The sequence below is a fragment of the Pseudomonas sp. TYF_14 genome, assembly GCF_043105275.1.
In the GTDB taxonomy this organism is placed as follows: Bacteria; Pseudomonadota; Gammaproteobacteria; order Pseudomonadales; family Pseudomonadaceae; genus Aquipseudomonas; species Aquipseudomonas alloputida.
The window spans coordinates 51,584-65,188 of sequence record NZ_JBICLK010000004.1 but is presented as its reverse complement, the minus strand read 5'-3'; the positions used below and the strand labels follow the sequence as shown (position 1 = coordinate 65,188).

Sequence of the window (13,605 nt, the reverse complement as noted above, 5' to 3'; positions counted from 1 at the left end):
TTCAACAATTACCGCCCTGCCCGTCGGCCTGAGGATGGCCGCTGCCCGGCAACCCTGATAAAATCGCGCGCCTTCACAGACCACTGACGTTTCAGACCGCCGCCGCTTATCAGCCGGCCTTGGCCGTCATGGTCGTTTTTAAGAATCCCTCCCTCCTAAAGGCCTGGATCAATGAGCAAGCAACCCTCCCTGAGCTACAAGGACGCCGGTGTAGACATCGACGCCGGCGAAGCACTGGTCGAACGCATCAAGGGCGTGGCAAAACGCACCGCACGCCCTGAAGTCATGGGTGGCCTGGGCGGCTTCGGCGCCCTCTGCGAGATCCCGGCCGGCTACAAGCAGCCGGTGCTGGTCTCCGGCACCGACGGCGTCGGCACCAAGCTGCGCCTGGCGCTGAACCTGAACAAGCACGACAGCATCGGCCAGGACCTGGTCGCCATGTGCGTCAACGACCTGGTCGTGTGCGGCGCCGAGCCGCTGTTCTTCCTCGACTACTACGCCACTGGCAAGCTGAACGTTGACGTGGCTGCCACTGTGGTCACCGGCATCGGCGCCGGTTGCGAACTGGCCGGCTGCTCGCTGGTCGGTGGTGAAACCGCCGAAATGCCTGGCATGTACGAAGGCGAAGACTACGACCTGGCCGGTTTCTGCGTAGGCGTGGTGGAAAAGGCCGAAATCATCGACGGCTCCAAGGTTGCCACCGGTGACGCGCTGATCGCCCTGCCGTCCTCGGGCCCGCACTCCAACGGCTACTCGCTGATCCGCAAGATCCTCGAAGTGTCGGCTACCGACATCGAGAACACCCAGCTGGACGGCAAGCCGCTGACCGACCTGCTGATGGCGCCGACCCGCATCTACGTCAAACCGCTGCTGCAGCTGATCAAGAACACCGGCGCAGTCAAGGCCATGGCCCACATCACCGGCGGCGGCCTGCTGGACAACATCCCGCGCGTACTGCCGAAAAACGCCCAGGCCGTGGTTGACGTGGCCAGCTGGCAGCGCCCGGCGGTGTTCGACTTCCTGCAGGAAAAAGGCAACGTCGACGAGCACGAAATGCACCGCGTACTGAACTGCGGCGTGGGCATGGTCATCTGCGTGGCCCAGGACCAGGTCGAAGCCGCCCTGAACGAACTGCGCGCCGCCGGTGAGCAACCGTGGGTAATCGGCCACATCGCCGAAGCCGCCGAAGGCGCTGCCCAGGTCGAGCTGCAGAACCTCAAGGCACACTGATGCCGAGCAAGACCTGCAATGTAGTGGTACTGCTGTCGGGCTCCGGCAGCAACCTGCAAGCCCTGATCGACAGCTGCCAAGGGCAGGACAGCCCGGTGCGTATCCGCGCGGTGCTTTCCAACCGCGCCGATGCCTACGGCCTGCAACGCGCCGCAGCGGCCGGCATCGACAGCGTCGTGCTCGACCACACCCAGTTCGACGGCCGTGAAGCCTTCGATGCCGCGCTAATGGCGCGCATCGACGGCTTTGCCCCGGACCTGGTGGTGCTGGCCGGTTTCATGCGCATCCTCAGTGGCGGCTTCGTGCGCCACTATCAGGGCCGCCTGCTCAACATCCACCCGTCGCTGCTGCCCAAGTACAAGGGCCTGCATACGCATCGCCGGGCATTGGAAGCTGGCGACGCCGAGCATGGCTGCAGCGTACACTTCGTGACTGAGGAACTCGATGGCGGCCCACTGGTCGTACAGGCTGTGGTACCGGTGGCGTCTGATGACACCGTCGAAAGCCTGGCACAGCGGGTACACCATCAGGAACACCTGATCTACCCACTGGCGGTGCGCTGGTTCGCTGAAGGGCGCTTGCGTCTTGGCGAACAGGGTGCATTACTGGACGGCCAGCCACTGGCGGCCAGCGGTCACTTGATTCGATCCTAGGAGAATTTATGCGTCGCGCCCTGCTCTTGGCTCTCGCCGTGCTCGCCCTGCCCCTCCAGGCAGCTGATCTGAAGCCGTTCTCGGCCAGCTACACCGCCGACTGGAAGCAGCTGCCCATGAGCGGCACCGCCGAGCGCAGCCTGGTCAAAAATGCCAACGGTACCTGGGACCTTAACTTCAAGGCTTCCATGATGATCGCCAGCCTGACCGAGCAAAGCACCCTGCGCCTGGAAAACGACACCCTGCTGCCGCAGAAGTATCACTTCGAGCGCGGCGGCCTGGGCAAGGCCAAGAAGGTCGACCTGGACTTCGACTGGAGCACCAAGAAGATCACCGGCAGCGACCGTGGCGATGCTGTCAGCCTGCCACTGAACCGCGGCGTACTGGACAAATCCTCCTACCAGTTGGCCCTGCAGCACGACGTGGCCGCAGGCAAGAAGAGCATGACCTACCAGGTGGTCGACGGCGACGAGATCGACACCTACGACTTCCGCGTGCTGGGCACCGAAAAGGTCACCACCAAGACCGGCCAGGTCGATGCCGTGAAGGTCGAGCGCGTGCGCGATCCCAGCCAGAGCAAGCGCATCACCGAGCTGTGGTTTGCCAAGAACTGGGACTACCTGCTGGTGCAACTGCGCCAGGTAGAGACCGATGGCAAGGAGTATGTGATCGTGCTGCAGGATGGCACGGTCGATGGCAAGCCGGTGAAGGGCAACTGATCGCGCACTGCCTGCAATACCTGAAGCCCCGCCCAGTGCGGGGCTTTTCTTTGCTGCGAAAAAGCCCACCCAGGCAGCATCCCTTCGAGCTTCATGAAACTTGTTTCATGCCTGTTTTACTTACTTAGTCTGCTAACAAACTCTATAAAGAAGACGTGCGACACACTGTCGCAGCCATCTTGAAGAAGTGGAGTTTACCGATGACTGTCCAAGTAACCGAACGCGACGAATCGAGAATGTCCCACGAAGGCCTGGCCGCTGGCGTGCGGATCTGGGATGTGTACCAACAAGGTCAACTGGTGGGCATGTTCCATAACGAACACGAAGCACACCAATACCGCGTTGAGCTTGAAGACCTGGAAAACCAGCGCGCCACACAATGACCCTGCCCATTGCGGCGAACCCCTGACTCGCCTGGGCTCAGTGAGCAACCCCACAATGCTACGGCATTGCCGGAGCATCGTGGGGTTGCCATGACAGGGCCTACACCGCCCCGAAACGCACCTCTACCGACAGGCTGCCCAGGTTATCGCTCAGGCCAGCCCCGTAACGCCCGTCCAGGTCGTCATTGATGCACAGCTGCAACTCACCTTGCTGGCCACGCGGCAATTGCACCTGGTTGCCGACCAGGAACGGCACGCCGCTGTTGCCGATACGCCCGATCAACGCCCCTTCCGGTTGACCAGGCAAGGCATAGCCGGGCTTGGCGATCAACCTTGGGTTGCCCGCCGCGCCAACCATGCCGGTGGCCGGGTTCGCCGTCCACTGCCCGCCCGTGCATACCGCCAACTGCCAGCTCTGCCCATTGACCTGCATGCCCGTGCCCTGCCATGCCTGGTTGGCCTGCACCTGCACGGTGCGCTTGAGCAGGTCGCTGGCCACCACGTCGGCGGCCTGGAACGTCAACGCGGTGATGGTCAAGGTCGGGTTGGCGGTGCCGGTAGTGGGGAACACGCCGTCGCCGACCAGGAACAGGTTGGGGTGGTCCCAGCTGCGCTGGTCCTTGTCCACCACCGACTTGGTGCGGTCCGAGCCCATGCGGTAGGTGCCCATCAGGTGGCCAGCGCCGTAGAACGCGTAGTTCTGGCCGTCGTACTCGAACACCGTTTGCGAGCCGGGCTCGAGCTTAGGGTTCAGGTCGGTCAGCTCGGTAGCGCCCATCAGCTCGGTGATGATGTACGTAGCGGCCAGGCGCGCCTGCTTGAAACCCTCCTTGGTGTAGTCGGACAGTTCGTAGGTGATCTGCGGCCGAGGCAGGCCCAATCCGTCGGAGAACTCCGTACTCCTCTCCACCCGGCACAGCGCATTATCGGGGTCTTTCTCCACCTGCTCGACCAAGAAGCCCAGACGGAACTGGCGGGTCAGCACGCTGTTGAGCTGCTGCACCAGCGCCTGGCCGGACAACGCCAGATTGCTGGGGTTAGCGCCGCCGTGGTTGGTGCCGTCGATGAAATCACAGACCGAGGTGTAGGGGTCGTTCACTGACCAGTTCCAGCCCTCGTTGCCGATTTCGATACGCCAGGCGGCACGCTGGCTGCGGAACGGGCCATCGCGCATGTCCTCGATCCCCGAGGTAGACAACGGCCCCCGGAACGGGAACAGCGGCTTGCCTTCGGGCATCAGGCCCCAGGCCAGGTACACCGGGTGGTCAGCCAATGCCTGGCCGACCTGGCCGCTGCTGTTGGCAACCCCTTTAGGGCTGTTCGGGCCGATGGAGTTGAGCAGCAGCTTCGGTGTTTCGATCGCGTGGGCGGCGATCACGTAGCGCTTGCCCTGGGCCGTGCCGTTCTGGCGCGTACCATTGTTCTGGTACTGAATGAAATCGATGCCCGTGACCCCATTGGCATCGACCTGCACCTGGCTTGCAACGGTCTGGTAGAGGATGCGCACGTTGCCGGTATCCAGTGCCTTGGCCATGGTCACGGTGGCGTCGTACTTGGCCTGGATCGGGCAGATCGGCGTGCAGCTGGTGTTGCCAGCGCACACCCGACGGCCGTTATCATTCTGCGAGTTGCGCCCGGCCGGGGTTTGCCGGACATTGAGGGTGACACCTGGGTACGGCTTGCCGTCAGGCCCCTTCTCCGGGCTTTGGTACACGGTGCCCGTGACGTGCTTGCCCAGGCCCTGGTCGACCAGCGACGGCGGGATGCCATGCATGCTGTATTTGTAGCCCTGCGGGAAGGTCACGCCCAGGTAGGTCTGCGAGGCGACATCGGCGGACACGCCCATCTCCTCCTCGGCGCGGCAGTAGGCGGTCTGCAGGTCGTCGTAACTGATCGGCCAGTCGACCCCGACGTTGTACGCAGTGCGCATGCGGAAGTCGTTGGGCAACAGGCGCAGGGCCGTGCCCATCCAGTGCCACATGGTGCCGCCGCCTACCGCTCGTAGGTGCTGGCGAACAGGTGCGGCCCCTTCTGCACCAGGTAGCTTTTCTGCGCCTTGTTGGGGTCTTGGCTACCTGAGGTGATCAGGTCCTGGATGGTCGCCCGTGGCGCGAACTGCGTGGCCGGGGTCTGCTCGCTCTGCTCAGGTGGGTACGGCGACTCGGGCGCCTTGAGCACCGCGGTGTAGAAGCGCTCCAGGTACTCGCTGCGATTCGGTGGAATGGCCGGGCCCGATTCGAGCACCAGCACTTTCAACCCGGCCAGGCCCAACTGATAGGCCATGACACTGCCGGCCATGCCGGCGCCCACCACGATCACATCGGCGGTTTCGATGTTCTGGGTTTGTACATTGCTCATGGCTGCTGCCCTTCCTTGGCGTCGACACCGGTGAATTGCTTGAGGGTCGGTGGCTGCTCACCCCAGTATCCGAAGTGGAACTGGCTGTAGCCCATGGGGTGGGATTGGGCGATCTTCCACGCCCAACTCTCCTTGTAGGCCTGGTCGGAGACCACACGCGTATCACCCGTGCGGGCGTTGCCCAGGTCGTAGGGTTGGTACCAACTGCCAAGCAGCCACAGCTTCATGATCGAGCGGGCGCCCTGGGCGATTTGCGGGTTCGCGTTATCGAGCACGGCGCTGGCGATTTGCGCGGGCGGCTGGCTCTGGATGCTGGCGTACAGCTCCAGCAAGCTGCTGAACGCCTCGAGGCCCATACCCTGCTGGGCGATGGCGAAGAACACCGGCGGCAGGTTGATCGGGTCGACGGAAGGCGCCAGCAGCTTGGCCGACAGGCCAGTGAGCACCGCGGACAAGCCGATGAAGTTTTGCAGGTTCTGGTCGCTCATGGCATCACTCCTTGGCGCCGGTGGATTGGGCACGTTCAAGCAGGAAAGTGAAATCGGCGAAGCTGGTGCGCGGTGACTGGGTCACGCGGGTGGTCGCGTTGTTGTGGCACTCCATGCAGCTGGACGAGGCCTGCGGGGTGGTGCCCTGGTTGTAGGTCTCCAGGGTGGCGTTGGCCAGGAAGTTCGGCGCAGGCGTACCTAACGGGTTGGTCGGCGACGGCACCTGGCAGTCATCGGCCGGGGCGGTGGGCCACTGGGTGCTGATCAGGTGGTAGTTGGCCCACACCGTGCCCTTGAGCGCGCCTTGCCACTGCGTGTTGAGCTGTTGGGTAGCGGCGGTGATGGGAATTTCACGCACGATCTGCGAGGGGATGGCCTTCTTCGACGGGTCCCACGGTGGCGCGGGCGGCTCGTTCACCGGGCGGTCGCTGGCCTGGGCGTCGTAGAACAGGTAGGGCCCCTTGCGCTCGTTCATTGGCGTGGTCTTTTCCGGCACGTTGCGCACGTGCTCGAACGTCGACCATACCCACTGAGGTGCGCCTTCGGTCTTGTGCACGATGTGCAGGCCTACCAGCCCGACCTTCTGCGCATTGCACGACTCGGGGATCACCGCCCCCTTGTTCGGGTCGGCGTTGCCGGGGGTGTAGACCAGCGCGTCGACGGCGTGGAACTCCTGCGGGTTGTCGCTGCCATCGAGCACTTTCCAGGCCGACTTGACCATGATCGCGCCGACCTGCTGGGCCTTTTGCGAACCGCAGGCGAAAGCGATGCGGTTGTCGGCCTTGCTCAGGAACGCTTGCTGGCCCTCCTTGCTGTACAGGCCATTGTTGACGATGTCATCGAACATCGGCTGGTTGACCATGATCGCGTTGCGCGTGTAAGTGCCGCTTTGGTCAACCAGCGGGCCGGTCTTGAACGGCTGGATGAACTCATCGAGCACACCGGCGACCTTGCCCATCTGTTGCAGCACCGGCAAGTCACCCTTGCCTTGGCAGGCCGCGGGCACGGGCGCCTGCTGGTCCCAGGCGACGGGCTTCTGACCCTTGGGCAGGAAGATCTCGTAGCTTTCTTTCCACGACTCCCACACGGTCTTGCCGGGCGCGCCGATCTTCGCCGAGGTGTTGGCACTGCCGTCGGCGTTGGCGGGCCAGTTCAGGGCGACGAAGGTTTGCCACGACAGCACGTCGAAATCGTGTTGCAGGTTGTCCAGGGTGAAGGGGGGATTGGCGGTGACGTCGAAGGGAATCGCAGGTGACAGCACCGGCGGGCTGGCCGCATCGGCCATGGCGAACGCACTGGTGAAACTTGCACCCAGGCACGCCAGCCGTTTCAGGGTTATTTTCATTGTCGTCTCCTCAGCAGATAAAGCGTCGGGACGACGAGGCGTAATGGCCCTTCCTGGACCGAATGTTCAGCGCTATCCCTGACGCTAAGCTGGAGGCTAGCCGTTGTGCCGGAACCCTAGGAAATGTCCGACGAACGGAGGGAACCAAGACGATAGTACAAGTGACTAACCGCGCCGGTTCGGCGAGCGACGAACCCTTCGCGACGCAAGGCCAGCGTCTTCTAGAGAACGCGCGTGTCGCGAAAGGGCCGCAGAGCGGCCCTGCGATCTTGAATGAACCGCATTAACGCCAAGGCGGGATTTTCGTGCTTACCACATCAGATCATCAGGGATCTTGTAAGCCGCGTACGGGTCGTCTTCGTCCGTTTCCTCGACATGGCTGTTGAGCAGCAGAATACGGCCAGGGTCGCGCTCCTGGATCTTCAATGCGGCCTCACGGGGGATAACCTCGTAACCACCGGCATGGGCTACCACGGCCAGCGCGCCGTTGCTCAGCTTGGTGCGCATCAGGGCGTTGACGGCAATGCGCTTGACCTTCTTGTCGTCGACGAAGTTGTAGTAATCCTCGGTGCTCAGTTTGGGCAGGCGAGTGGCCTCGATCAGTTGCTTGACCTGTGCGGCACGGGCCTTCTGCTCGGCCTTTTCCTGCTGCTGGCGGTTCAGCTCCTGGTCACGCCGGGCTTTTTCAGCCATGGCTTCCTTGGCCATGCGCTGCTGGCTGTCGTCGACTTCGACCTGGCCTTTGTGCTCCATGCGCTTCTGTTTCTTTTCAGCTTTGTTGGTCTGTGAGACCTGTTTCTGGTTGACCAGACCGGCTTTGAGCAATTGGTCGCGAAGGGAAAGGCTCATGAATATTCACTCACTTATGCAACAGCTCAGCCGCAGCTGGGCAGGTTCTTTTCCTGACGTTTGGCTTCCCCCCAAAGGGCATCCAGCTCGTCAAGGTCACAATCTTCAATGGGGCGGCCACTGTCGCGCAATGCCTGTTCGATAAAACGGAAACGTCGTTCGAACTTGCGATTGGCGCGGCGCAGCGCATGCTCTGGGTCTTGCTTGAGGTGGCGGGCCAGGTTGACCGCAGCAAACAGCAAGTCGCCGACTTCATCTTCCAGCGCATCGGCGTCACCGTCGGCCATGGCCTGCAGCACTTCATCCAGCTCTTCGCGGACCTTGTCCAGCACCGGCAACGCCGCCGGCCAGTCGAAACCGACCGTGGCCGCACGTTTTTGCAGTTTGGCTGCCCGCGATAGCGCCGGCAAGGTTGCCGGCACGTCATCAAGCAGCGACAGCTGTTCGGGCTGGCTCTTCTCCGCGCGCTCTTCGGCCTTGATTTCTTCCCAGCGCGACTTGACCTGGGCTTCGCTCAGGCTGGGCGTGTCCACCGGCGCGTACAGCTCGCCAGTCGGAAACACGTGCGGGTGGCGGCGGATGAGCTTGCGGGTGATGCTGTCGACCACGCCATCGAACTCGAAACGCCCTTCTTCGCGGGCCAGCTGGCTGTAGTAGACCACCTGGAACAGCAGGTCGCCCAGCTCGCCTTGCAGGTGCTCGAAATCGCCGCGCTCAATGGTGTCAGCGACCTCGTAGGCCTCTTCGATGGTGTGCGGGACGATGCTGGCGTAGTTCTGCTTCAGGTCCCACGGGCAGCCGTACTGCGGGTCGCGCAGGCGGGCCATGAGGTGCAGCAGGTCGTCAAGGGTGTAGGTCATACAGGCAGGTCCTTCGGTGGTGGCTTCTTCGCGGGCTTGCCCGCTCCCACAGGTACGGTGCAGATTTCAAACCTGCATCCATCCTGTAGGAGCGGGTTTACCCGCGAAGCAGACGCCCCGGTCTCAAGGGGTACGATTACGCCGCGTCTCGATGATGTTCGGCAACTGCGAGATCCGCCCCAGCAGGCGCCCCAGCGCGTCCAGGCCTGGAATCTCGATGGTCAGCGACATCAGCGCGGTGTTGTCTTCCTTGTTCGAACGGGTGTTCACCGCCAGCACGTTGATCTTCTCGTTCAGCAGCACCTGCGACACATCGCGCAGCAGGCCCGGGCGGTCGTAGGCGCGGATGACGATGTCGACCGGGTAGGTCTGCACCGGGATCGGCCCCCAGCTCACCTGGATCATGCGCTCTGGCTCTTTGCCCGCCAGCTGCAGTACCGAGGCGCAGTCCTGGCGATGAATGCTCACGCCCCGGCCCTGGGTGATGTAACCGACAATGGCATCGCCCGGTAGCGGCTGGCAGCAGCCGGCCATCTGTGTCAGCAGGTTGCCGACACCCTGGATCTGAATGTCGCCACGCTTGCCGGTACGCGGCCCGGTAGGCTTGCGCGGCACCAACTCGATCTGCTCGATACGCTCAGGCTCCAGCAACTGCTGGGCAGCGTTGACCAGATGAGCCAGGCGCAGGTCGCCAGCACCGAGCGAGGCAAACATGTCCTCGGCGGTCTTGACGTTGGTCTTCTCGGCCAGGCGCTCGAAATCAACCTGCGGCAGGCCCAGACGACTGAGCTCGCGCTCAAGCAAGGTCTTGCCGGCAGCAACGTTCTGGTCGCGGGCCTGCAATTTGAACCAGTGGACGATCTTGGCCCGCGCCCGCGAGGTGGTGACGTAGCCCAGGTTGGAGTTCAACCAGTCACGGCTGGGGTTGCCGTGCTTGCTGGTGATGATCTCCACCTGCTCGCCAGTCTGCAGGCTGTAGTTCAGCGGCACGATACGGCCGTTGATCTTCGCGCCGCGGCAGTTGTGGCCGATCTCGGTGTGCACGCGGTAGGCAAAGTCCAGTGGCGTGGCGCCTTTGGGCAGGTCGATGGCGTGGCCGTCGGGGGTGAACACATAAACCCGGTCAGGCTCGATGTCGACCCGCAACTGCTCGGCCAGGCCACCGATGTCGCCCAGCTCTTCGTGCCACTCCAGCACCTGACGCAACCAGGAAATCTTTTCTTCGTAGTGGTTGGAGCTGGGCTTGACGTCGGTGCCCTTGTAGCGCCAGTGGGCGCATACGCCAAGTTCGGCCTCTTCGTGCATGCCGTGGGTACGGATCTGCACCTCCAGCACCTTGCCCTCGGGGCCGATTACCGCAGTGTGCAACGAGCGGTAGCCGTTCTCCTTGGGGTTGGCGATGTAGTCGTCGAACTCCTTGGGAATATGCCGCCACAAGGTGTGCACGATGCCCAGCGCGGTGTAGCAGTCGCGGATTTCCGGCACCAGCACGCGCACCGCACGCACGTCGTAGATCTGGCTGAACTCCAGGCCTTTGCGCTGCATCTTGCGCCAGATCGAATAGATATGTTTCGCCCGGCCGCTGATGTCGGCCTTCACGCCAGTGGCGAGCAACTCGTTCTGCAGCTGGTTCATCACGTCGCTGATGAAGCGCTCGCGGTCCAGCCGCCGCTCATGCAACAGCTTGGCGATCTGCTTGTACTGGTCGGGCTCCAGGTAGCGGAAGGACAGGTCTTCCAGCTCCCACTTGATGTGACCGATACCCAGGCGGTGCGCGAGCGGCGCGTAGATGTCGAACACTTCACGCGCGACACGCAGGCGTTTCTCGTCATCGGCGGACTTGACCGCCCGGATTGCGCACGTGCGTTCGGCCAGCTTGATCAGCGCCACGCGCACGTCGTCGACCATGGCCACCAGCATCTTGCGCAGGTTCTCTACCTGCGCCTGCGAGCCCAGCACCAGCGACTGTCGTGGGCTGAGGCTGGCACTGATGGCGGCCATGCGCAGCACACCGTCGATCAGCTTGGACACCACCGGGCCAAACCGCTGGCTGACCTCGGCGAGGGTGACCTTGCCCTCGCGCACCGAGCGGTAGATGACCGCAGCCACCAGGGAGTCCTGGTCGAGCTTGAGGTCAGCCAGAATTTCGGCGATTTCCAGGCCTGCCTGGAAGCTGGACGTACCATCCGCCCAGGAATGCTTGGCCGGGTTGCCCTTTTTCTCTACCTCAAGAGCAAACTCGCAGGCTTCTTTCAGCGCTGCGCGATCCAGTGCCGAATCGACGCTTACCACATGGTCCAACCATGCTTCGAGATTGATACTGCCGTCAGTGTTGACCGGCTGGTGCACTCTCACCTGTACCATCTTTGTTTTACCTTTCCATGCAGCACACCATACGAGTGTGCTGGCGATCACCGTGCGGCCGCCCTTCCGTGGCAACCGCACCAAGGGGCCAGTCAGCTAGCCCGCTTCGAATAACGCCATGGCCTCGACATGCGCCGTCTGAGGAAACATGTCGAGAATCCCGGCCCTTTTTAACCGGTACCCCTGGCCGACCAGCACTTGGGCGTCTCTCGCCAGCGTGGCCGGGTTGCACGATACGTAGACCAGCCTTCTGGCCTTGAGGCGGGCGATGCCTTGCACCACCTCGAAAGCACCGTCGCGCGGTGGATCCAAGAGTACCGCAGAAAAGCCCTCGGCGGCCCATCCGGTGCCTGCCAAAGGCTGCGATAAATCGGCCTGAAAAAACCGTGCGTTATGCACATTGTTGTTCCGGGCATTGGCCGCGGCCCGATCGACCATGGCCTGTACACCTTCCACTGCCACCACCTCACGCGCCTGGCGGGCCAGCGGCAGGGCAAAGTTGCCCAGACCGCAGAACAAGTCCAGCACACGCTCGTCGGCTTGTGGAGCGAGCCAGGCCAAAGCCTGCTCGATCATCGCCGTATTGACCTGGGCATTCACCTGCACGAAATCGCCCGGGCGCCAGGCCAGCTCCAGCTGCCAGGGGGCCAGGGCAAAGCCCAACTGCGCCGCTGGGTCCACGGGCGCCGGCTCACCTTCGCCTTGCAGCCACAGCTGGGCGTTGGCCTGCTCGCAGAACGCTTGCAACCTGGCCTGGTCCTCAGCCGGCAATGGCGCGACGTGGCGCACCAGAACCGCCTCAGCGGTGCCACTGAAAAGCTCTACATGGCCCAGCGCCTGCGGCTTGCTCAACGAACGCAGCACCGTCGGCAAGTGGCGCAAAATGGACTGCAAGGGTTGTACCAGCACTGCGCAATCGTCGATGGCTATGATGTCCTGGCTGGCTTCGGCGCGGAAACCCACCTCCAGCTGACGCGCCTTGACGTCCCAGCGCACGGCGACACGGGCCCGGCGCCGGTAGCCGAATTCCGGCCCGCTCAGGGGGGCAGCCCACGCCTCGGGTTGCACGCCGGCCACCCGCTGCAACTGCTCGGCGAGTGTGCGCTGCTTCAGCGCCAGTTGCGCTTCGTGCGGCAGGTGCTGCAGGTTGCAGCCACCGCAGCGGTCGTAGTAGCGACACGGCGCCTCACGGCGCTCGGGCGCGGCCTGCAGCAACCGCTCCAGGCGGGCCTCGACCACTTTGCCACGGGCGTTGAGCACCCGCGCCTCCACGGCCTCACCGGCCAAGGCACCGCTGACGAACCAGGTACGCCCGTCGAGGAAGGCGATGCCACGGCCGTCACCGGCCAGGCGCTCGATGTCCAGGCGCTGCTTCTTGCCCACTGGGACCTGCGGGGTGCGATTGCCGCCGGCCGGCTGGAAGCGCAGGCCGCTGTTGCTTTTTTTCTTGGACATTTAGCGTGGATCAAACAGGCCAGTGGACAGATAACGGTCGCCGCGGTCGCAAATGATCGCAACCATGACCGCATTTTCCACTTCGCGGGACAGGCGCAACATGGCCGCGACCGCACCACCAGAAGACACGCCGCAGAAAATGCCCTCTTCACGCGCAAGGCGACGGGTGGTGTCTTCGGCTTCCTGCTGCGACATGTCGACCACGCGGTCGACGCGGGTGGCGTCGAAGATTTTCGGCAGGTATTCCTCGGGCCAGCGGCGAATGCCGGGAATAGCCGAGCCTTCCATCGGTTGCAGGCCGATGATCTGCACCGCGGGGTTCTGTTCCTTGAGGTACTGCGAGCAGCCCATGATGGTACCGGTGGTCCCCATGGAGCTGACGAAATGGGTAATGGTGCCCTGGGTCTGCTGCCAGATCTCCGGGCCGGTGCTGTTGTAGTGGGCGATCGGGTTGTCGCCGTTGGCGAACTGGTCGAGCACCAGGCCACGGCCTTCGGCCTGCAGCTTCTCGGCCAGGTCACGGGCGCCTTCCATCCCCTCCTCCTTGGTCACCAGGATCAGCTCGGCGCCATAGGCCGTCATGGCGGCCTTGCGCTCGGCGGTGGAGTTGTCGGGCATGATCAGGATCATCTTGTAGCCCTTGATCGCCGCCGCCATCGCCAGGGCGATGCCCGTGTTGCCGGAGGTGGCTTCGATCAGGGTATCGCCTGGCTTGATCTGGCCCCGCAATTCGGCGCGAGCGATCATCGACAGGGCCGGGCGGTCTTTCACCGAGCCGGCAGGATTGTTACCTTCGAGCTTGAGCAGGAGGGTATTGCTGGTTTCGCCAGCGATGCGCTGCAGGCGAACCAGTGGCGTATTGCCGACGCAATCGGCGATGGTTGGGTACTGCAAGGTCATG

General features: G+C 63.3%; 11 protein-coding genes and 1 pseudogene. 4 read left to right on the top strand and 8 right to left on the bottom strand.

The window, feature by feature from the left end; translation table 11 throughout:
• Positions 1 to 171 precede the first annotated feature (171 nt).
• The 4 genes from purM (at position 172) to ACF8O8_RS01170 (ending at position 2,985) form a co-directional block, all read left to right on the top strand.
• The gene (gene purM / locus ACF8O8_RS01185) at positions 172 to 1,230 is read left to right on the top strand and encodes a phosphoribosylformylglycinamidine cyclo-ligase (protein WP_003252437.1); all 1,059 of its coding nucleotides are present in this window, start codon (positions 172 to 174) and stop codon (positions 1,228 to 1,230) included.
• Entirely contained in the window at positions 1,230 to 1,883 is a 654-nt protein-coding gene (gene purN / locus ACF8O8_RS01180; RefSeq protein ID WP_010952721.1) for a phosphoribosylglycinamide formyltransferase, read from the top strand. The genes purM and purN overlap by 1 nt, the downstream gene beginning before the upstream one ends.
• An 8-nt stretch (positions 1,884 to 1,891) precedes the next feature.
• Positions 1,892 to 2,602 (top strand): DUF3108 domain-containing protein, encoded by a 711-nt coding sequence (locus ACF8O8_RS01175; RefSeq protein WP_010952720.1) that lies wholly within the window; start codon positions 1,892 to 1,894, stop codon positions 2,600 to 2,602.
• A gap of 200 nt (positions 2,603 to 2,802) precedes the next feature.
• The gene (locus tag ACF8O8_RS01170; protein ID WP_003252431.1) at positions 2,803 to 2,985 is read left to right on the top strand and encodes a hypothetical protein; all 183 of its coding nucleotides are present in this window, start codon (positions 2,803 to 2,805) and stop codon (positions 2,983 to 2,985) included.
• A gap of 100 nt (positions 2,986 to 3,085) precedes the next feature.
• On the opposite strand, the pseudogene ACF8O8_RS01165 reads toward ACF8O8_RS01170, so the two are convergent.
• The 8 genes and pseudogenes from ACF8O8_RS01165 to cysM all read right to left on the bottom strand — a co-directional run bounded on the left by ACF8O8_RS01165 (position 3,086) and on the right by cysM (position 13,604).
• Positions 3,086 to 5,343, bottom strand: a pseudogene (locus ACF8O8_RS01165) (GMC oxidoreductase).
• Positions 5,340 to 5,831 carry a sorbitol dehydrogenase gene (locus ACF8O8_RS01160; protein WP_049587214.1) on the bottom strand — a complete coding sequence of 164 codons (492 nt, stop codon included), beginning with the start codon at positions 5,829 to 5,831 and terminating at the stop codon, positions 5,340 to 5,342. The pseudogene ACF8O8_RS01165 and the gene ACF8O8_RS01160 overlap by 4 nt, the downstream one beginning before the upstream one ends.
• 4 nt (positions 5,832 to 5,835) lie before the next feature.
• On the bottom strand, positions 5,836 to 7,176 hold the full coding sequence (locus tag ACF8O8_RS01155; protein WP_121162105.1) for a cytochrome C: 1,341 nt from the start codon (positions 7,174 to 7,176) through the stop codon (positions 5,836 to 5,838).
• 309 nt (positions 7,177 to 7,485) lie between these two features.
• On the bottom strand, positions 7,486 to 8,025 hold the full coding sequence (locus ACF8O8_RS01150; RefSeq protein WP_003252424.1) for a DUF2058 domain-containing protein: 540 nt from the start codon (positions 8,023 to 8,025) through the stop codon (positions 7,486 to 7,488).
• 26 nt (positions 8,026 to 8,051) lie between these two features.
• A complete protein-coding gene (mazG, locus tag ACF8O8_RS01145) occupies positions 8,052 to 8,885 on the bottom strand; it encodes a nucleoside triphosphate pyrophosphohydrolase (RefSeq protein WP_003252422.1) in 834 nt (277 codons plus the stop codon).
• A gap of 123 nt (positions 8,886 to 9,008) precedes the next feature.
• A complete protein-coding gene (relA, locus tag ACF8O8_RS01140; protein ID WP_010952715.1) occupies positions 9,009 to 11,249 on the bottom strand; it encodes a GTP diphosphokinase in 2,241 nt (746 codons plus the stop codon).
• Positions 11,250 to 11,345: 96 nt separating this feature from the next.
• Positions 11,346 to 12,704: a 23S rRNA (uracil(1939)-C(5))-methyltransferase RlmD gene (gene rlmD, locus ACF8O8_RS01135; protein ID WP_010952714.1), complete on the bottom strand. Its 1,359-nt coding sequence runs from the start codon at positions 12,702 to 12,704 to the stop codon at positions 11,346 to 11,348.
• The gene (gene cysM / locus ACF8O8_RS01130) at positions 12,705 to 13,604 is read right to left on the bottom strand and encodes a cysteine synthase CysM (RefSeq protein WP_010952713.1); all 900 of its coding nucleotides are present in this window, start codon (positions 13,602 to 13,604) and stop codon (positions 12,705 to 12,707) included.
• Position 13,605: the final 1 nt, after the last annotated feature.